General features: G+C 68.1%; 19 protein-coding genes. 12 read left to right on the top strand and 7 right to left on the bottom strand.

The window, feature by feature from the left end:
• The first annotated feature begins 1 nt into the window (after nt 1).
• Nucleotides 2–997: a sulfate/molybdate ABC transporter ATP-binding protein gene (locus tag NWF34_RS06250; protein WP_243828938.1), complete on the top strand. Its 996-nt coding sequence runs from the start codon at nt 2–4 to the stop codon at nt 995–997.
• Between the two features lie 33 nt (nt 998–1,030).
• Here the strand turns inward: NWF34_RS06250 and NWF34_RS06245 are convergent, their stop codons facing one another.
• The gene (locus tag NWF34_RS06245; RefSeq protein ID WP_024500481.1) at nt 1,031–3,052 is read right to left on the bottom strand and encodes a glycoside hydrolase family 15 protein; all 2,022 of its coding nucleotides are present in this window, start codon (nt 3,050–3,052) and stop codon (nt 1,031–1,033) included.
• A gap of 95 nt (nt 3,053–3,147) precedes the next feature.
• Between NWF34_RS06245 and NWF34_RS06240 the strand changes: the two genes are divergently transcribed.
• Nucleotides 3,148–3,348, top strand: coding sequence for a hypothetical protein (locus NWF34_RS06240; protein WP_006434857.1), 201 nt, complete (start codon nt 3,148–3,150; stop codon nt 3,346–3,348).
• Nucleotides 3,349–3,434: 86 nt separating this feature from the next.
• On the opposite strand, the gene NWF34_RS06235 is transcribed toward NWF34_RS06240, so the two are convergent.
• The 5 genes from NWF34_RS06235 to NWF34_RS06215 are packed head-to-tail and all read right to left on the bottom strand — an operon-like array spanning nt 3,435 to nt 8,904.
• Nucleotides 3,435–4,181: a sirohydrochlorin chelatase gene (locus tag NWF34_RS06235; protein ID WP_024500480.1), complete on the bottom strand. Its 747-nt coding sequence runs from the start codon at nt 4,179–4,181 to the stop codon at nt 3,435–3,437.
• Nucleotides 4,178–5,473, bottom strand: a complete 1,296-nt coding sequence (locus NWF34_RS06230) for a sulfate adenylyltransferase subunit 1 (protein ID WP_258324407.1) — start codon at nt 5,471–5,473, stop codon at nt 4,178–4,180. Before NWF34_RS06230 ends, NWF34_RS06235 begins: the two co-directional genes overlap by 4 nt.
• Nucleotide 5,474: 1 nt before the next feature.
• A complete protein-coding gene (gene cysD / locus NWF34_RS06225) occupies nt 5,475–6,431 on the bottom strand; it encodes a sulfate adenylyltransferase subunit CysD (RefSeq protein ID WP_375295626.1) in 957 nt (318 codons plus the stop codon).
• Entirely contained in the window at nt 6,413–7,165 is a 753-nt protein-coding gene (locus NWF34_RS06220) for a phosphoadenylyl-sulfate reductase (RefSeq protein WP_024500477.1), read from the bottom strand. The genes cysD and NWF34_RS06220 overlap by 19 nt, the downstream gene beginning before the upstream one ends.
• The gene (locus tag NWF34_RS06215) at nt 7,162–8,904 is read right to left on the bottom strand and encodes a nitrite/sulfite reductase (protein ID WP_024500476.1); all 1,743 of its coding nucleotides are present in this window, start codon (nt 8,902–8,904) and stop codon (nt 7,162–7,164) included. Before NWF34_RS06215 ends, NWF34_RS06220 begins: the two co-directional genes overlap by 4 nt.
• Before the next feature lie 398 nt (nt 8,905–9,302).
• On the opposite strand from NWF34_RS06215, the gene hemW reads away from it, so the two are divergent.
• Complete coding sequence (hemW, locus tag NWF34_RS06210; protein WP_258324406.1) at nt 9,303–10,514, top strand: radical SAM family heme chaperone HemW; 1,212 nt, start codon at nt 9,303–9,305, stop codon at nt 10,512–10,514.
• 75 nt (nt 10,515–10,589) lie between these two features.
• Here hemW and NWF34_RS06205 read toward each other — a convergent pair whose 3' ends face one another.
• A complete protein-coding gene (locus NWF34_RS06205) occupies nt 10,590–11,093 on the bottom strand; it encodes a type II toxin-antitoxin system VapB family antitoxin (protein WP_024500474.1) in 504 nt (167 codons plus the stop codon).
• Between the two features lie 105 nt (nt 11,094–11,198).
• On the opposite strand from NWF34_RS06205, the gene hrcA reads away from it, so the two are divergent.
• The 9 genes from hrcA (at nt 11,199) to era (ending at nt 19,636) form a co-directional block, all read left to right on the top strand.
• Nucleotides 11,199–12,233, top strand: a complete 1,035-nt coding sequence (gene hrcA, locus NWF34_RS06200; RefSeq protein WP_024500473.1) for a heat-inducible transcriptional repressor HrcA — start codon at nt 11,199–11,201, stop codon at nt 12,231–12,233.
• Nucleotides 12,234–12,403: 170 nt separating this feature from the next.
• Nucleotides 12,404–13,570, top strand: coding sequence for a molecular chaperone DnaJ (gene dnaJ, locus NWF34_RS06195; protein WP_024500472.1), 1,167 nt, complete (start codon nt 12,404–12,406; stop codon nt 13,568–13,570).
• Nucleotides 13,567–14,316, top strand: a complete 750-nt coding sequence (locus NWF34_RS06190; RefSeq protein WP_024500471.1) for a 16S rRNA (uracil(1498)-N(3))-methyltransferase — start codon at nt 13,567–13,569, stop codon at nt 14,314–14,316. The genes dnaJ and NWF34_RS06190 overlap by 4 nt, the downstream gene beginning before the upstream one ends.
• The gene (locus tag NWF34_RS06185; RefSeq protein ID WP_024500470.1) at nt 14,313–15,107 is read left to right on the top strand and encodes a S9 family peptidase; all 795 of its coding nucleotides are present in this window, start codon (nt 14,313–14,315) and stop codon (nt 15,105–15,107) included. The genes NWF34_RS06190 and NWF34_RS06185 overlap by 4 nt, the downstream gene beginning before the upstream one ends.
• A gap of 169 nt (nt 15,108–15,276) precedes the next feature.
• The gene (locus NWF34_RS06180) at nt 15,277–16,365 is read left to right on the top strand and encodes a PhoH family protein (RefSeq protein ID WP_024500469.1); all 1,089 of its coding nucleotides are present in this window, start codon (nt 15,277–15,279) and stop codon (nt 16,363–16,365) included.
• Nucleotides 16,362–16,943, top strand: a complete 582-nt coding sequence (gene ybeY, locus NWF34_RS06175; protein WP_006434870.1) for an rRNA maturation RNase YbeY — start codon at nt 16,362–16,364, stop codon at nt 16,941–16,943. The genes NWF34_RS06180 and ybeY overlap by 4 nt, the downstream gene beginning before the upstream one ends.
• A gap of 2 nt (nt 16,944–16,945) precedes the next feature.
• Nucleotides 16,946–18,373, top strand: a complete 1,428-nt coding sequence (locus NWF34_RS06170; RefSeq protein WP_024500468.1) for a hemolysin family protein — start codon at nt 16,946–16,948, stop codon at nt 18,371–18,373.
• Nucleotides 18,370–18,714, top strand: coding sequence for a hypothetical protein (locus tag NWF34_RS06165; RefSeq protein ID WP_006434872.1), 345 nt, complete (start codon nt 18,370–18,372; stop codon nt 18,712–18,714). The genes NWF34_RS06170 and NWF34_RS06165 overlap by 4 nt, the downstream gene beginning before the upstream one ends.
• Nucleotides 18,707–19,636 (top strand): GTPase Era, encoded by a 930-nt coding sequence (era, locus tag NWF34_RS06160; RefSeq protein ID WP_024500467.1) that lies wholly within the window; start codon nt 18,707–18,709, stop codon nt 19,634–19,636. Before NWF34_RS06165 ends, era begins: the two co-directional genes overlap by 8 nt.
• The last annotated feature ends 15 nt before the right edge of the window (nt 19,637–19,651 follow it).

Raw genomic sequence — 19,651 nt, 5'->3', positions numbered from 1 at the left:
CATGTCCATCCAGGTGATCGGTGCGAACAAGCGCTACGGCGACTTCGCCGCCCTCGACAACGTCTCCATCGACATCCCGGACGGGCAGCTGACCTCGCTGCTGGGTCCGTCGGGTTCGGGGAAGTCGACCCTGCTGCGCGCGATCGCCGGCCTCGACACACTGGACTCGGGCATCGTCCGCATCAACGACAACGACGTGTCGCAGAAGTCGCCGCAGAAGCGTGACATCGGATTCGTGTTCCAGCACTACGCCGCGTTCAAACACCTCACGGTGCGCGACAACATCGCCTTCGGCCTCAAGATCCGCAAGCGGTCCAAGAAGGAGATCGACGCGAAGGTCGACCAGTTGCTCGAGGTGGTCGGACTGACCGTCTTCCAGCAGCGGTTCCCGGCACAGCTGTCGGGCGGTCAGCGGCAGCGTATGGCGCTGGCCCGCGCACTCGCCGTCGACCCCAAAGTGCTGCTCCTCGACGAACCGTTCGGTGCGCTCGACGCGAAGGTGCGAGATGACCTGCGCCGCTGGCTACGTCGACTGCATGAAGAGGTCCACGTCACCACCGTGCTGGTCACCCACGACCAGCAGGAGGCGCTCGATGTGAGCGACCGCATCGCCGTCCTCAACAAGGGGCGCATCGAGCAGGTCGGCACTCCCGACGACCTCTACGACCGACCGGCCAACGAGTTCGTCGCGTCGTTCCTCGGATCCACGGTGCGTCTGAACGGCGAACTCGTCCGTCCACACGACATCCGGATCGGACGTACCCCGGAGATGGCGTCGCCGGCGGCCGACGCGTCCCTCGACACCGGTGTGATCAAGGCAACCGTCCTGCGTGTGGTCAACCTCGGCTTCGAGACCCGGGTTGAGCTCGTCGCCGCGACGACGGGTGACGAGTTCGCGGCCCAGATCACCCGAGGAGACCAGAACGCCCTCAACCTGAAGACCGGCGAGACCGTGTACGCGCGGGCCACCAAGGTCGCTGCCCTGACCGAGGTCTGAGACCTGGCCCGGTAAGAGCACACCGGCCGGTTCTCAGTGATTCGCCGGCTGGAACGTGTGCTGGTGCTCGGCCTCCTCGGCGCGGATGACGTGCATGACCGCGTTGATCAGCGCCAGGTGGGTGAACGCCTGCGGGAAGTTCCCGAGCTGCTGACCGGTCTTCGCGTCGATCTCCTCCGCGTACAGCTTGAGCGGACTCGAGTACGACAGGAGACGTTCGCACAGCGTCTTGGCCCGCTCCAGCTCACCGATCTCGACCAGTGCCGACACCAGCCAGAACGAACAGATCGTGAAGGTGCCCTCCTCGCCGGTGAGGCCGTCGTCGGTCTCCTCGACCTTGTAGCGCAGTACGAGACCGTTGTCGGTGAGTTCGTCGGCGATCGCGAGAACCGTTGCGCGGACGCGGTAGTCGTCGGGCGGCAGGAACCGTAGGAGGGGTACGAGGAGCAGTGAGGCGTCGAGGGCGTCGTCGCCATAGCGCTGGGTGAAGACCCCGCGGTCGTTGACGCCATGGGCCAGGACGTCGGCCTTGATCTCGTCGGCGATCGCCGCCCACTCCCGGGCATGGGTGTCCTCGCCGTGCATGGTGGCGAGGCGGGAACCGCGATCCAGTGCCACCCAGCACATCACCTTCGACGAGGTGAAGTGCTTCGGTTCGCCGCGGACCTCCCAGATGCCGCGATCGGGGTCGCGCCAGTGCTCGATCGCCTCCTCGACCTGCGCCTTGAGGACGGGCCACAGGGTCTCGGGGACGGACTCGTGGGACTTGATGTTGAGGTACACCGAGTCGAGCATCGTGCCCCAGATGTCGTGCTGCGCTTGGTTGTACGCGCCATTGCCGATCCGGACCGGGCGTGCGCCGTCGTAGCCGGAGAGGTGGGTGAGTTCCTCCTCCTCGAGGGTCCGCTCGCCGCCGACCCCGTACATCACCTGCAGCGGATGGCGTTCACCGTTGGTGATGCCCGAGACATCGGCGATGAAGGAGAAGAAGTCGTCGGCCTCACGGTCGAGGCCCAGCGTGTACAGACCCCACAGGGCGAACGTCGAATCTCGCACCCACGCATAGCGGTAGTCCCAGTTGCGTTCGCCCTGAGGGGTTTCCGGCAGCGAAGTGGTCGCGGCGGCCAGCAGGGCGCCGGTCGGGGAGTAGGTGAGTCCCTTGAGGGTGAGCGCGGAGCGCTGCAGATGGGAGCGCCACGGATGGTCGGGGAAGGTTCCGATGTTGATCCACTGCCGCCACGATTCGGCCGTGGACCACATCTTCTGGGCCGCCTCGTCCCAGTTCTGCGGTGCCGGGAACCGAGACCAGCTCAACGCGACGAACCGGTTGTCGCCCTCGACGAGGCGGGTGCGGGCACGTGCCTCTCGGCCCTCGAGCCCGAGGCGGAGGTCGGTCGTGAGCTTGAGGGTCGGGGTGTCGGCGTCGGTGTCCCGGGCGGTGGCGATGGCCTCGCCGTACGCCGGACCCGAGTACTCCCACTTGGTCGTCCCGCGGTGGTAATCGAACGCCGGCTCACAGCTCATGTGCAGTTCGACAGTGCCGGATACACAGCGCACCGTGCGGAGCAGGATGTGCTCGGCATCCCAGTCGGTGGGCGTGCGGCGATGGGTACGGGAGCGTCGGTCGTTGTCGTGCCACGGGCCCATGACCAGGGCATCGCGCACGATGATCCAGCCGGTGTCGGTCTGCCAGGTCGTCTCGACCATCAGGCTGCCCGGCAGGTACCGGCGATCGACGGGCACGTTCACGCCGTACGGCGCGAGGCGGAAGTGGCCGGCGCTCCGATCGAGCACCGCCCCGAAGACGCTCGGCGAATCGGGTCGCGGCACGCACATCCACTCGACCGAACCGTTGCGGGCGATCAGGCAGTTCGTCTCGGTGTCGGACAGGAACGCGTAGTCGCCGATGGGTGGGAAGGCGCTCCCGTGCGCCGGGTTGGTCGGGGGCATCGGCGCCGGTCCCGGGACGCTGACTCGTGCGGCGTCGGTGCCGGCGCCCGGTGCGGAGGTCGCCGTCGGCAGGGACGTTACGGTGGAGTCATCTGCAACAGACATGGGATCTATCATTGCGACGGGCGCTGTCCGACGCCAGTCGGCCTCGACGGGGCCGGGCAGACGGATGATCCGAATCGGACGGACGAGGTGATGAGGTGACGGCGTTCTTCGCCTGGTGGGACGGTGTGGAGGAGTGGCTGACCGGCCTTTCCTTCGTTCCGCAGCTCTTGGTCACCGTCGCCGTGGTGATTCCGGTCGCGATCCTGATCGCCTATGTTCTCAGTCTCATGGTCGATCTGGCGGCGACGCTGTTCGACCGCAGACGCTTCGCCGACGACGATGGGACCGGACTGTGAAACTACTGCGCTCGCCGGTCACCCTCGCGCTGCTGGCGCTGCTGGTCCTCGTCGTGATCGCCTGGCTCGTCACGATCTAGGAGTCGTCACCGTGACGCGGTGACCGCCCGATCCCGTGCGGCCGCGCGATAGAGGCTGCAGATGCCCCCGATGACATCGGGGTGCGCGCCGAGCGGGCCGGCCACGAGCATCTCCTCGACCAGCGCGTCGAGAGCGGTCTCGACCCGCTCGATCAGCAGACCCGCCGACAGGAAGTACGGACTGAGCGCGACGCGCTCGGCACCGGCGGCGCGGAGCCGGCGGACAGCCGAGGCGACCGCGCGGTCACCGGCACCGAGTTTGGTCGCAAAGACCACCTCGACCGGTCGATGCAGGTGGGTCGAGAGCTCGAGGGCCCTCCGCCGGACGTGACGGTCGGCGGACTCGTCGGAGGAACCCACCGCCGACAGGATCACGCCGTCGCGCTCGTCGAGGCCGGCTTCGAGCAGACGGTCGGCGAGGGCCGCGGTGAACGACCGCGTTCCGATGACATCGGTCTGATGCGCGAACGGCCGGTGCTCGGCGATGATCGCCGGCAGGTCGATCTTGTGGTGATAACCCGCGGACAGCAGCAACGGAACCACAACAGGATCCCCGCCCGTACCATCCCCGCCGGCTTCGTTCCCGGTCCGACCGAGGACATCGCCGACGAGCGGCTCGTCGAGGTCGAGATAGGACAGGACCACCTCGACGCCCGGCAGGGTCGCCGCGACGGCGTCGCGCACACGGCGTGCGGTCGCGCCGAAGCGCGGATCGCGACTGCCGTGTGCGACGAGGACGAGAGCCGGATTCACACCAACTCTTTGAGGTGCAGCGGCGCGAGCGCGTCACCGACCAGGCCGGCTGCGAGGGTGTTGCCACCCTGCGGGTCGATCAGCAGGAAGCTGCCCGACTCGCGGTTCACCTGATAGTCGTCGGCCGGGATCGGCTCGGCGGTCTGCACCGAGATCCGCACGATCTGGTTGAGTTCCACCGATTCCGGAGCCTGCTCCAGCGCGAGGTTCTGTTCGTCGAAAAGCGCGTCGAGCCCGCCGACGATGGCCTGCGTGGTCTTGGTGCCGTGCTTGAGGAGCAGGCGGGCACCGGGGCGCAACGGTTTCTCGGCGAGCCAGCACACGGTGGCGGTGAACTGCTGCACCGGCTCCGGAGCGTCAGCCGCAGCCGCGATCAGGTCGCCGCGCGAGATGTCGACGTCGTCGGCGAGCAGGATCGTGACGCTGCGTCCGGTGTGCGCGGTCTCCAACGGTCCGTCGGCGGTGTCGATCTGGCTGACGGTGGTCCGCTGACCCGACGGCAGGACGACGACCTCGTCACCGACCGACACCCGGCCGGCCGCGATCTGACCCGCGTAACCGCGGTAGTCGGGGTACTCGGGGGTGCGGGGACGGATCACGTACTGCACCGGGAAACGCAGTCCCACCGGCGCACGCTCGGTGAGGTTCGGCACCGTCTCGAGGTGCTCGATGAGGGTCGGGCCATCGTAGAACGGCGTGTTCTCCGAACGGTTCGCGATGTTGTCGCCGTGCAGCGCCGACACGGGGATCGCGGTGACCTGCTCGTCCGACCAGCCCAGCGAGCGCGTCAGCTCGGCGAACTCGGCCGAGATCTCGGCGAACACCGACGCCTGATCGGAGACGAGGTCGATCTTGTTGACCGCCAGCACGAGCTGCGGAACACCGAGCAGGGCCATCACCGCGGCGTGGCGACGGGTCTGCGAGACGAGGCCGTTGCGGGCGTCGACGAGCAGGATCACCAGCTGCGCGGTGGAGGCGCCGGACACCGTGTTACGCGTGTACTGCACGTGTCCGGGGGTGTCGGCGAGCACGAAAGAGCGTGCGGGCGTTGCGAAGTAGCGGTACGCCACGTCGATGGTGATGCCCTGTTCGCGCTCGGCCCGCAGGCCGTCGACGAGCAGCGACAGGTCGGGCCCCTCGAGTCCGCGGTCGACCGACGCCTTGGTCACTGCGTCGATCTGATCGGCCAGAACGGACTTCGTGTCGTACAGCAGGCGGCCGACGAGCGTCGACTTGCCGTCGTCCACACTGCCCGCGGTGGCGATGCGGAGAAGGTCGGGTGCGTGCCTCATGTCAGAAATATCCTTCGCGCTTGCGGTCTTCCATGGCGGCCTCGGAGACCCGGTCGTCGCCGCGGGTGGCGCCGCGCTCGGTCAGCCGCGACGCGGCCACCTCGTCGAGCACGGCCTCGTTGTCGGCGGCGTCGGAGAGCACCGCGCCGGTCGACGAGCCGTCGCCGACGGTGCGGTAGCGCACCGAGAGGCGTTGCAGCTCTTCGCCTTCACGGGGTCCACCCCAGACGCCGGGAGTCATCCACATGCCGTCCCGGAGGAAGACGTCACGTTCATGGGCGTAGTAGATCGAGGGGAGCAGAACCTGCTCGCGGGCGATGTAGCGCCAGATGTCGAGCTCGGTCCAGTTCGACAGCGGGAACACGCGCACGTGCTCGCCCGGTGCGTGCCGGCCGTTGTAGAGGTTCCACAACTCGGGACGCTGACGCTTCGGGTCCCACTGGCCGAAGGCGTTGCGCAGCGAGAAGATCCGCTCCTTGGCGCGCGACCGCTCCTCGTCGCGGCGGCCACCGCCGAAGACCGCGTCGAAGCGGTTCTCGGTGATCGCGTCGAGCAGCGGGATGGTCTGCAGCGGGTTGCGGACGCCGTCGGGGCGCTCGGTCAGCCGGCCGTCGGCGAGGTAGTCCTCGACCTTGGCGACGTGCAGGCGCAGGTTGTGACGCTCGACGACGTTGTCGCGGAACTCGAGGACCTCGGGCAGATTGTGGCCGGTGTCGACGTGCAGCAGCGAGAACGGCAGCGGCGCAGGCCAGAACGCCTTGAGTGCGACGTGGAGCAGGACGGTGGAGTCCTTGCCGCCGGAGAACAGGATCACCGGGCGCTCGAATTCGCCTGCCACCTCACGGAAGACGTGAATGGCCTCGGATTCGAGGGCATCGAGCGTGGTGAAGTCGTCGGCCTCGGCGGAGACGGTTGTGTCGTGGACGGGTTCGGTGACGGTCATGCGTGGAGCCCACATTCTGTCTTGGCGCGGCCGGCCCAGCGGCCACTGCGCGGATCGGATCCGGGTTCGGGTTTGGCGGTGCACGGTGCACAACCGATCGAGGGGTAGCCCTCGTCGACCAACGGGTTGACCAGCACTCCGTTGGAGTCGATGTAGTCCTGCATCGTCTCGTCGGACCACGGTGCGATCGGGTTGATCTTGACGAGCCCGAAGCCCTCGTCGAACGAGATGAGCGGCGCATTGGCCCGGGTCGGCGCCTCGACGCGGCGGATGCCGGTGATCCAGGCGTCGTAACCCGCCAGACCCGCCTTGAGCGGGACGACCTTGCGCAACCGGCAGCACTCGCCGGGGTCGCGTGCGAAGAGGTTGCGGCCCAACAGTTCGTCCTGTTCGGCGACGGTGTGCTCGGGGGTCAGGTTGACCATGTCCACGCCGTACACCTGCTCGACGGCGTCACGGGTGCCGATCGTCTCGGCGAAGTGGTAGCCGGTGTCGAGGAACAGGACCTTGACCGGGTCGCCGCCGAGGAGTTCGCGGTCGACGTTCTTGACCGCGAGGTCGACGAGGGCGGCGTCCTGCATGTTCGACGCAACAACGAAGTTGGTGCCGAAGGTCTCTGCGGTCCACCGGATGAGTTCCTCCGGGGTGGCATCGGGGCCGAGGTCGGCGGCGCCCTTCGCCGCGATCGCGCGGAGTTCTTCCTCGCTGTACCGCCGGCCGGTGTCCGGGGCAGAGGTACTGATGGTCATCGGAGAGCCTCCTCGTCGGCACGAACGGCCCACTGCGCGAACCGTTCACCCTCTTGACGCTGGTCCACGAAGTTGCGGACCACGCGCTCGATGTAGTCGCCGAGCTCGGTCCCCATCACCTTGTGCTGACGCAGCTTGCGACCGAAACCCGAGTCCAGGCCGAGGCTGCCGCCCAGGTGGACCTGGAAGCCGTCGGTCTGGTTGCCGTCGGCGTCCTCGACGAGCTGCCCCTTGAACCCGATGTCGGCGATCTGCGACCGTCCACACGAGTTGGGGCAGCCGTTGATGTTCACCGTGATCGGCACGTCGAGCTTCGAGTTGATGTCCGCGAGCCGCTCGTCCAGCTCGGGGGCGAGGACCTGCGACCGCTTGCGGGTCTCGGTGAACGAGAGTTTGCAGAATTCGATACCGCTGCAGGCCAGGAGATTCCGGCGCCACTGCGTCGGGCGGCCGTGCAGGCCGAGCGGCTTGAGCTCGTCGATCAGCCAGTCCACCTTGTCGTCGGGGACGTCGAGCACGATCAGCTTCTGATACGGGGTGAAGCGGACGCGGTCGGAACCGACCGCGGCGACGGCCTCGGCGGTCTTGGTCAGGATGGTGCCCGAGACGCGGCCGGCGATGGGGGAGAAGCCGATCGCGTTCAGTCCGTTGCGCAGCTTCTGCACACCGATGTGGTCGATCGGGCGCTCGGGCTGTTCCGGAGCCGGGCCGTCGATCAGCTTGCGGCCGAGGTATTCGTCCTCGAGCACCTGACGGAACTTCTCGATGCCCCAGTCCTTGATGAGGAACTTCAGACGGGCCTTGGCGCGGAGACGTCGGTATCCGTAGTCGCGGAAGATCGAGACCACGGCCTCCCACACGTCGGGCACCTCGTCGAGCGGAACCCAGGCGCCGACGCGCTGGGCGAGCATCGGGTTGGTGGACAGTCCGCCACCGACCCAGAGGTCGAGACCCGGGCCGTGCTCGGGATGTACGACGCCGACGAAGGCGACGTCGTTGATCTCGTGCACCACGTCCTGCTGGCCCGAGATCGCGGTCTTGAACTTGCGCGGCAGGTTCGAATACTTCGGGTCGCCGATGTAGCGGCGGACGATCTCGTCGATGGCCGGGGTGGGATCGAGGACCTCGTCGAGGGATTCACCGGCGAGTGGCGAGCCCAGCACGACGCGGGGGCAGTCGCCGCAGGCCTCGGTGGTCTTGAGTCCGACACCTTCGAGACGTTCCCAGATCGTCGGGACGTCCTCGATCCGGATCCAGTGGTACTGGACGTTCTGGCGGTCGGAGAGGTCGGCGGTGTCGCGGGCGAACTCGGTGGAGAGCTCGCCGAGGGTGCGCAGCTGCTCGACGTTCAGCGCGCCGGCGTCGCAGCGCACGCGCATCATGAAGTGGCTGTCTTCGAGGAGGTCGATGTTCTCGTCGCCGGTCCAGGTGCCGTCGTAGCCCTCGGCGCGCTGGGTGTAGAGGCCCCACCAGCGCATCCGGCCGCGCAGGTCCTGCTTGTCGATGGAGTCGAAGCCCTGCTTGGAGTAGATGTTCTCGATGCGGGCGCGCACGTTGAGCGGGTTGTCGTCCTTCTTGACCTGCTCGTTCGGGTTCAGCGGCTCGCGGTAACCGAGCTTCCACTGGCCTTCGGCGCGGCGCTTGACCGGGCGCGCCTTGCGGGCGGGACGAGCGCGCTTCTCGGCGGCCGGAGCGGGAACGGCATCGGGCACAGCTGGGGCATCAGTTGTGGACGTCATGAAATCTCCTGTGCCGGCGCACAGGGGCCGGCTTCAATCGCACGAAAAGGTGGGCTGAAACGTGCCGGCATCCCTGGATTCAGGGATCAATCGGGGCCGAGACGTCGCTAGACGCGACAGAAAGCGCTGTTGACGCGCTTGAGATCAATGTGGCGACGCGCTGCGAGCCACACCCCGGGGAAAATCACGGGGTCCATAGTGCCACGATCATCATCGCCTCGTCTACTTGGGGTTATTTTCCATCACGATGATGGAAAACGCGGCGGCGCGGGTGGGGCCGGAGGTCCTACCTGAGCCGGTCAAGCAGCCCGGCCGCCTGGTTGTTCCCCGGCCCCACCGACGAGGGGGACAGAACGCGACGATTTCGGTGCGGACGCCGAGGTCGGCATGATGGAACGGTGAACGTCGACATCGAAGCGCCCACCCGAGAGCTCACCACCGAGCTCGTCGCCGGGGCCTGCCGCGACGTCGACCCCGAGGTGCCGTTCGGTCTCTACCTGCACGTCCCGTTCTGTGCCACCCGCTGCGGCTACTGCGATTTCAACACCTACACCGCGGGGGAGCTGGGTTCGACGTCGTCGCCGGAGTCGTGGCAGCAGGCCGTGGCCGCGGAACTGGAGTCGGCCGCGCGGCTGTTGCAGCCGGCGAGGAAGGTGTCGACGATCTTCGTCGGCGGCGGCACGCCGTCGCTGCTCGGTGCCGACGGTCTCACGCGATTGCTCGACGCAGTGCGCGCCCACTTCGACCTCGCTCCCGACGCGGAGGTCACCACCGAGTCGAACCCGGAGTCGACGTCGCCGGAGTTCTTCGAGCAGCTGCGCGCCGCCGGGTTCACCCGGATCTCCCTCGGCATGCAGTCGGCGGCCCAGCATGTCCTCAAGGTCCTCGACCGGGTCCACACACCGGGACGGGCGGTCGCCGCGGCGCGGGAGGCCCGGGCGGCCGGCTTCGACCACGTCAACCTCGACCTGATCTACGGCACGCCCGGCGAGACCGACGCCGACCTGCACGCCACCCTCGACGCCGTGCTGTCCGCGGGTGTCGACCATGTGTCGGCCTATGCGCTCATCGTCGAGGACGGCACGGCCCTGGCGCGTCGAATCCGGCGCGGCGAGATGCCCGCACCGGACGACGACGTCCTCGCCGACCGCTACAAGATCCTCGACGACCGGTTGAGCGCCAACGGTTTCGGCTGGTACGAGGTGTCGAACTGGGCACTCGACGACGCCGGTGCGTGCCGGCACAACATCGCCTACTGGAACAGTCACGACTGGTGGGGGATCGGTCCCGGCGCGCACTCGCATGTCAACGGGATGCGCTGGTGGAACGTGAAGCATCCGGCGCGCTATGCGCGGACGCTCGGTGAGGGTGTGTTGCCCGTCGCGTCGTCGGAGGAACTCACTGCCGAGGACCGCCACATGGAGGCGGTCATGCTCACCACACGGTGCCGTACCGGACCGCCGGGCGGGCTGCTCGACGACACCGAACGCGCGAACGCCGACGCACTCTGCGCCGACGGCCTGCTCACCCCGACCGGGGACGCCTACGTCCTCACCGACGCCGGCCGGCTCCTCGCCGACGGTGTGATCCGCCGCGTCCTCTGGGGCTGACCCGCTCCCCAAACCCTCCACTTCTCGGCAGATCCTCCACCGCGTGGCGGGTGGGTTCGGCGAAAAGTGGTGGCTCTACCAGGGTCGGTCGGGGCGAGTCGGCCTCGTCCAGCCCGTGGACTGGGGGCCTCGACGATGGGCGCCGCCGCTGCTGTGCGGGTCGGGGGCGCCACGGTTCGGTCGGACCGGTTCGGACGGGACGTCGACGACGCGGGGACGCGCCGGGATCTCGGCGGTGTCGTCGAGCTGCTCCTCCAGAGGGCGGGCGCCCTCGGAGAGGTCGAGGGCGTCGAGGTCGAGGGTGCGCGCGTGGATGATGTTGCGGTTCCGCAGCGCCGAGCGCACGGCGCGATGCAGTCCGTCCTCGAGGTAGAGCTCGCCCTCCCAGCGCACGACATGCGCGAACAGGTCGCCGTAGAACGTCGAGTCCTCGCTCAGCAGCTTGTCCAGGGCCAAGACTTTGGTCAGCGTGGTCAGCTGGTCGAGCCGCAGCTGACGCGGCGGGATCTTCGCCCAGCCCCGCGTCGACAGCTTGTGGTCGGGATAGGGCTTACCCTCCCGTACCCCCTTGAAGATCATGTGACTCCGCGCCGGTTTCGTAGTATGGAACCTACCCAGTATGGGACGTACCCAACTCTATGGCCCAACTCCATGGACCGGGACTCGGATCAGGAGGTGTACCGCGTGTCCACTACGGACGACCGTAGGTTCGAGATCCTCCGCGCGATCGTGACCGACTACGTCGAATCGCAGGAGCCCATCGGATCGAAGGCACTCGTCGAACGACATCAGCTAGGGGTATCGAGCGCCACCGTTCGCAACGACATGGCGGTGCTCGAGGCCGAGGGGTACATCACCCAGCCGCACACCAGCTCCGGCCGCGTCCCCACGGACAAGGGCTACCGGATGTTCGTGGACCGCATCAGCGAGATCAAACCGCTCTCCTCCGCCGAACGACGGGCCATCCTGTCGGTGCTCGACTCCGGAGTCGACCTCGACGACGTGCTGCGGCGCTCGGTGAAGCTGCTGGCCCAGCTGACCCGTCAGGTGGCGGTCATCCAGTACCCGGTCCTGTCGGTTTCGCGCGTTCGGCATCTCGAGGTCGTGTCCCTCTCGCCGTCGCGACTGCTGCTCGTGGTGATCGTCGACAACGGCCGGGTCGAACAGCGCATGGTCGCGCTGAACGAGGATCACGACGAGGGGGACATCGCGCGCCTGCGCGACATGTTCTCCGCGGCACTCCACGGCAAACGACTGGAAGAAGCGTCGGCGGCGGTCGCGGAACTCGCCAACTCCGCACCCGACGACATCCGCGGCGCGGTCCTCAACATCGCGACGGTTCTCGTCGAGACCCTCGTCGAACGCGGCGACGACCGTCTCGTGTTGGGCGGCACCTCGAACCTCGCGCGGTCGGCGGCCGACTTCACGCCCGTCGTCGGCGGCATGGACACCGTCCTCGAAGCACTCGAGGAGCAGGTCGTCGTGCTCAAGATCCTGGCCACGACGCAGGACATGGGCCAGGTCACAGTGCAGATCGGAGAAGAGACGCAGACCGAGAACCTGCGTGGAACCTCGGTGGTGTCCACAGGGTACGGTGCATCGGGAACCGTGTTCGGCGGCGTCGGTGTGCTCGGCCCCACACGGATGGACTATCCGGGAACCATCGCCTCGGTCGCAGCCGTTGCCAAATACATCGGTGAGGTGCTCGCCGAACGATGACCGCCGCCCCGGCGACGGACGTCGGGTGAGGGCATCGACCGGTCGTCGGCAGAACGAGTGGTTCCACTGCGTACCGCGCGGACAGACGTCCACCCCGATGAGGCACGCACCGCGTGGGCACCACCCGAGACCGCTTGGGTACCAAACTGAACCGAAGGATCACTACAACCGTGGCACGTGACTATTACGCAATCCTGGGTGTGGCGAAGGGTGCCAGTGACCAGGAGCTCAAGCGCGCCTACCGCAAGAAGGCCCGCGAACTTCATCCCGACGTCAACCCGGGCAAGGAAGACGAGTTCAAGGAAGTCAGCACCGCCTACGAGGTGCTGACAGATCCGGAGAAGCGTCGCATCGTCGACGCCGGAGGCGACCCCCTGGCGGGTGCGGGCGCCGGCGGTTTCGGCGGTTTCGGCGGGGGAGGCGGCGGCTTCGGCGACGTCTTCGAGGCGTTCTTCGGCAACGGCGGCGCCTTCGGTGGCGGCGGCGGATTCGGCTCGGGGCGCGGTCCCCGCTCGCGCGTCCAGCCGGGTGAGCCCGCGCTGGTCAACGTCAAACTCGATCTCGCCGAGTGTGCCAAGGGCGTCAACAAGGAGATCACCGTCGACACCGCGATCCTGTGCGACGCGTGCACCGGGTCGGGAACCAACGGCGACAGCAAGCCGGTTGCCTGCGACACCTGCAACGGGGCCGGCGAGATCCAGTCGGTGCAGCGGTCGTTCCTCGGTCAGGTCATGACCGTGCGCGAGTGCCCCACCTGTCACGGCGTCGGCGAGGTCATCCCCGACCCCTGTCACAAGTGCGGCGGCGACGGCCGAGTGCGCTCGCGCCGCACCATGACCGTCCGCATCCCGGCCGGTATCGAGAGCGGCATGCGGGTCCGGCTCAGCGGTCAGGGCGAGGTCGGTCCCGGAGGCGGGCCCGCCGGCGATCTCTACGTCGAGGTCACCGAACGCCCGCACGAGGTCTTCCTGCGTGACAAGGACGACCTGCACTGCACGGTGAAGGTGCCGATGGTCGACGCCGCGCTCGGCGCCGAGTTCGACGTCGAGACCATCCTCGGCGACCCGGTCACCGTCACGATCGCACCGGGGACGCAACCCGGTCAGGTCGTCAAGCTGCGCGGCCAGGGCATGCCGCACGTCAGTTCGGGTGTCCGCGGCAACCTGCACGTCCACCTCGACGTGGTCGTCCCGACCAAGCTCGACGGTGCCCAGACCGACGCCCTCAAGAAGTTCAAGACGGTGGCGCAGGACGAGATCGAGGTGGTCAACACCTCGGCCGCGTCCGCTCCGGGCGGCCTCTTCTCACGACTGCGCAACGCGTTCGCGGGCAAGTGAGCCCACCGCTTTTCTGGGCGGACTCCGTCCCTGCCCCGGGAGCCGACCTCGTTCTCAGCGGACCAGAGGGCCGGCACGCGGTGACGGTCGCGCGGCTCGGAGCGGGGGAGCGCATCCTCGTCGGGGACGGCGCCGGTTCGGTCGCCGGGTGCGAGATCCGGGAGATCACCGGGAAGGACACCCTCGTCGCCTCGGTGCGTGAGTTCTCGTTCCAGGCGCGCCCCACCCCGCAGGTGACCGTCGTCCAGGCGTTGCCGAAGTCCGAACGGTCCGAACTCGCCGTCGACCTCGCGACCGAAGCGGGCGTCGACGTCATCGTGCCGTGGCAGTCCATGCGCTGTGTCGCCCGATGGACGGGCAAGGCGGACAAGGGCGTTGCCAAGTGGCGAGCCGCCGCGTCGACCGCCGCGAAGCAGAGCCGGCGGCCGTGGATCCCCGAGGTCGCCGAGCTCGCCTCGACCATCGACGTCCGCGCGCGGTGTGCCGACGCGGTCGCCGGCGGTGGTGTCGTCGCCGTGCTGCACGAGGAGGCCGCCCGGCCCCTTGCCGAGCTGCCGCTCGCCGATGCGAGCGAGATCGTGCTCGTCGTGGGTCCCGAAGGCGGACTCGACGACACCGAGGTTGCTGACCTCACCGCGCTCGGAGCGCATTCGGTGGTGCTCGGCCCGGAGGTCCTGCGGACCTCCACGGCGGCCGCGGTCGCGCTGGGTGCGATCGGTGTACTGACCCGACGGTGGTCGCGGTGAGTGCCGTCCGACGCTGCGCCGTACGCCGCACCAAGATCGAATACGGCACCGAGCCTTCACAATTCGGCCACCTCTACGTGCCGCGTGACGTTCTCGACCCCGCGACCCCGGCCCGTGTGGTCGTGCTCGTCCACGGCGGTTCGTGGTCGGTGGAGTACGGCTCCACGATCCAGACCGCGGTCGCCCGCACGATGGCCGAGCGCGGTGCGGTCGTGTGGAACATCGAATATCGCCGCGTCGGGGAGCCCGGCGGCGGCTGGCCGAACACCGGCCGCGACGTGGTCGACGCGATCCGTGCCCTCGACGGCCCGGTGCGCGAGGCGCTGCAGGAGCAGGAGGTCGACCTCGCCGCAGTCGACTTCTCCACCGTGGGCGTGGTCGGGCACTCGGCCGGCGGCCAGCTCGCGGTGTGGGCCGTCGGCAAGCTGGGGGCGCGGACCGCCTCGACCACCATCACCACCGTCGTCGCCCAGGCAGCGGTCCTCGACACGGTCTCCGCGGCGGACAAACAATCCCTACGGGCCCTCATGGGGCGGCCGTACAGCGCGTCGCCGCGCCGCTACGAGGAGGCCTCGCCCATGCTCGCGCCGGTCTTCGACGCGCACGTGGTCGCGATCACCGGCGACGAGGACGACCTGGTACCCGACGTGGTGAGCCGTCGCTACGTCGACGACGCGATCTCCCGCGGACAGTCGGCCGAACTGATCGTCGTACCGGGTGAAGGTCACGAGGCCTTCGTCGACCCGCGCAGCGGGTGCGCCCGGCAGACGATCCGGGTCCTGGGGATCTGAAGCACGCGGTCCGGCGGTGACGTGGCCGTGCTGAGAAATATTGCCTGCTGACCGGCCGTTGCATAGCGATACACTGTTCACACAGCTGTGTGTTTCCTTCAGTGAATTCTCACTGTGAGGTGACGGACGCGCAGCCCACAACCGCAGACCACCAGGAGTGATTTCATACGTGAGTGACGACAACCCCGACCCGAGCGGGCAATCCAGCCGTACGCAGCCGCGCCGGTCTGGGGTCACATCCACCGTCGAAGTCTCTCCCGGAGTGGTGTTCGGGCTGCTCGGCGCCAGTGACGTCAACCTTCGGACGCTCGAGCAGCTGCTGCCCGCCGACATCCACGTGCGTGGCAACCAGGTGACGCTGACCGGCGAGCCCGCCGATGTCGCCGCCTCCGAACGTGTCATCGCCGAACTCACCGACCTCGTCGGACGTGGCACCCCGCTGACCCCGGACCTCGTCCGGCACAGCGTGTCGATGCTCTCCGACGGCAGCCAGGAGTCGCCCGCCGAGGTGCTGTCGCTGGACATCCTGTCGCGCCGCGGCAAGACGATCCGACCCAAGACGCTGAACCAGAAGCACTACGTCGACGCGATCGACAATCACACCATCGTCTTCGGTCTGGGGCCGGCCGGTACCGGCAAGACCTACCTCGCGATGGCCAAGGCCGTGCAGGCGCTGCAGTCGAAGTCGGTCAACCGCATCATCCTCACTCGTCCCGCCGTCGAGGCCGGCGAACGTCTCGGCTTCCTGCCGGGCACGCTGAGCGAGAAGATCGACCCGTACCTGCGGCCGCTCTACGACGCGCTGCACGACATGATGGACCCCGAGGCGATCCCGAAGCTGATGGCCGCCGGGGTCATCGAGGTTGCGCCGCTGGCCTACATGCGCGGGCGGACCCTCAACGACGCCTTCATCATCCTCGACGAGGCGCAGAACACGACGAGCGAACAGATGAAGATGTTCCTGACGCGCCTGGGCTTCGGCTCCAAGGTCGTCGTCACCGGCGATGTCACCCAGGTGGACCTGCCGGGCGGCGCGAAGAGCGGTCTGATGGCGGCGACCGCGATCCTCGAGGGCATCGACGACATCCACTTCTCCCGTCTCACCAGCCAGGACGTCGTCCGGCATCGTCTGGTCGCCGACATCGTCGACGCCTACGGGCGCGCGGAGGAATCCCAGCGAGCCGGTGCACGCATCGATGCCGCGATCGGCGGCAACCGCGCGGCGCGTCGTGCGGCTTCCCACGGACGTCGCTCATGAGCATCGAACTGGCCAACGAGTCCGGGGTCGAGGTTCCGGCCGAGCTGATCATCGACGCCGCACGTTTCGCCGTGAACGCGATGGACGTCAACCCCGGCGCGCTCCTGTCGGTCCTCTGCGTCGACGAGGACACCATGGCCGACATGCACGTGCAGTGGATGGACCTGCCCGGACCCACCGACGTGATGAGCTTCCCGATGGACGAGCTCGTCCCGGGCGGCCGACCCGACGCCACCGATCTGGGACCGGCCATCCTCGGCGACATCGTCCTGTGCCCCGAGTTCGCACGGAAGCAGGCCCGCGAGGCGCGCAGGTCCTTCGAACACGAGCTCGCGATGCTCACCATCCACGGTGTGCTCCATCTCCTCGGTTACGACCACGCCGAACCCGAGGAAGAGCGCGAGATGTTCGGGCTGCAGAACGAGATCCTCGACGCGTTCTATGCCGAGCGGAACCGGCGCGCGCAGGAACAGCGGCAGACCGATCGTGATTCGCGGTTGCTGTCCAACATCGGATTCACCGGGACCGAACAGGGAACCGGGGACGCGGGGGCGACCGGACGGTCCGAGGAGGACTGAGCGTGTCCTCCGACTATTGGTTCATCGTGGCCGCAGTCGTTCTGATCGGGCTCGGCGGACTGTTCGCCGCCGTCGACACCGCCGTGTCCACCGTCTCGAACGCCCGCGTCGACGACATGGTCCGGGAGGGCCGCAGCGGTGCACGACGCCTCGCGATCATCCTCGACGCCCGTGCCACCTACGTGGGACTCGTGGTCCTGCTGCGCGTGGTCTGCGAGACCGCGGCCGCCGCACTCATCGCCCTGTCCGCGGCCGAATGGCTCGGCGTCGGTTGGGGACTCGTCGTCGCCATCACCGCGATGACGGTCATCTCCTATGTCGCCATGGGCGTCGGGCCGCGCACCCTGGGCCGGCAGCACGCGTACACCATCGCACTGTCGATGTCGTATCTGTTGTTCGCGCTGGGCATCCTGCTCAAGCCGGTGACGCGGCTGCTCATCCTCATCGGTAACGCGCTGACCCCGGGTCGCGGCTACCGAAACGGCCCATTCGCCACCGAGATCGAGCTGCGTGAGGTCGTCGACCTCGCCGAGGCCCGCGGGGTGGTGGCGGCCGGCGAGCGCCGGATGATCCACTCGGTGTTCGACCTCGGCGACACCAGCGCGCGCGAGGTCATGGTGCCGCGTCCGGAGATGGTGTGGATCGAGGCCGACAAGAACGTCCTGCAGGCCACCAACCTCGCAACCCGATCGGGACATTCGCGTATCCCGGTCATCGGCGAGAACACCGACGACGTGCTCGGGATCGTGTACCTCAAGGACATGGTCGAGCGGACGGTCGCCAAACGCACCGACCCCACCACGCTGCGCGTCTCCGAGATCATGCGCGACGCCGAGTTCATCCCGGACTCCAAACCGCTCGACAAGGTCCTCGCCGACATGCAGCTCACGCGCAACCACATGGCGATCCTCGTCGACGAATACGGTGGCATCGCCGGCCTGGTGACGATCGAGGACGTCCTCGAGGAGATCGTCGGTGAGATCACCGACGAGTACGACATCGACGAACTCGCACCGGTCGAGGACCTCGGCGACGGGTCGTACCGGGTGTCGGCGCGTCTTCCGGTCGAGGATCTCGGCGAGCTGTTCGACGTCGAGATCGAGGAGGAAGAGGTCGAGACGGTGGGTGGACTCGTCGCGCTCGAACTCGGCCGCGTCCCGCTGCCCGGCGCCCGGGTCAAGTCCCACGGCCTGCAGCTCGTCGCGGAGGGCGGTCCCAATCGCAAGGGGCGCCAACGCATCATCACCGTCCTCGTCACCCGGGTACCCGGGGAGGGCGCCGACGGACCGGACCCGCAGCGGCACGAATCCTCGGGTGGTCGTGGGCACTCCGGCCGTTCCGGACGTCATGACCGCACCGCGGCGCGTGAACACGAGGACGAATCCCATCGCAGTACACACGAGCAGACGACAGCAAGGATGAATCAGTGACCGAGACCCTCGCAGACGAGGATCAGAAGCTCGTGGTGCTCGCTCGCGGCGCGCTCGCGCGTGCCGAAGCGCGATCGGGAGCCGCCGTTCGCGACGGCGACGGTCGGACCTACGCGGGTGCCGAAGTCCGCACCAAGACCCTCACACTCAGCGGTCTGCAGGTCGCGGTCGCCTCGGCGATCTCGAGCGGGGCCGGCTCCTTCGAGGCCGCCGTCCTGGTCAACGGCGACGCCGACGATCCCGGTCTCGCGACCCTGCACGAACTGAGTCCGCAGGCCTACGCGTACGTCACCGATGCCGCCGGGCGGCCGCAGCAGCGACTGGGCGGCGCCGATGTCTGAGTCCGGCTCCGCTCCTGAATTCCGTTCCGGCTTCGTCTGTTTCGTCGGCCGCCCCAACACCGGCAAGTCGACGCTCACCAACGCGCTGGTGGGGGAGAAGATCGCGATCACCTCCAACCGGCCGCAGACCACCCGCCACACGATCCGCGGAATCGTCAACCGGCCCGACGCCCAGCTGATCCTCGTCGACACCCCGGGACTGCACCGGCCCCGCACGCTGCTGGGGCAGCGGCTCAACGACCTGGTGCGCGACACGTACTCCGAGGTCGACGTGATCGGTGTGTGCATCCCGGCCGACGAGGCGATCGGCCCGGGCGACCGCTGGATCATCTCCCAGGTCCGCGAGATGGCCCCGCGCACGACGCTTCTCGGCATCGTCACCAAGATCGACCGGGTCGGCCCCGAACAGGTCGCCAAGCAGCTCATGGCGCTCTCCGAGCTTCTCGGCCCGGAGTCCGAGGTGGTCCCGGTGTCGGCGAAGTCGGGCAAGCAGGTCGACATCCTCGGCGACCTTCTCGTCAGCCTGATGGAAGAGGGCCCGGCGTTCTATCCCGACGGTGAGCTCACCGACGAACCCGAACAGGTGCTGATGGCCGAGTTCATCCGGGAGGCCGCACTCGAAGGCGTCCACGACGAACTGCCGCACTCGCTCGCGGTGGTCATCGAGGAGGTCATCGATCGCGAGGACCGGCGCCCGGACCAGCCGCCGATGGTCGACGTCCACGCCGTGCTCTTCGTCGAACGGGACAGCCAGAAGGGCATCATCATCGGGCGCAAGGGGGCGCGTCTGAAAGAGGTCGGTACAGTGGCGCGCGCACAGATCGAGCGGCTGCTGGGGACCAAGGTCTACCTGGATCTGCACGTGAAGGTCGCCAAGGACTGGCAGCGCGACCCCAAGCAGCTACGCCGACTGGGCTTCTAGAGGAGAGAATGCCGG

Source organism: Gordonia sp. GONU, assembly GCF_024733855.1.
Classification (GTDB): Bacteria; Actinomycetota; Actinomycetes; order Mycobacteriales; family Mycobacteriaceae; genus Gordonia; species Gordonia amicalis.
The sequence above is the reverse complement of the archived record's forward strand: the minus strand, read 5'-3'. Positions and strand labels throughout refer to the sequence as shown.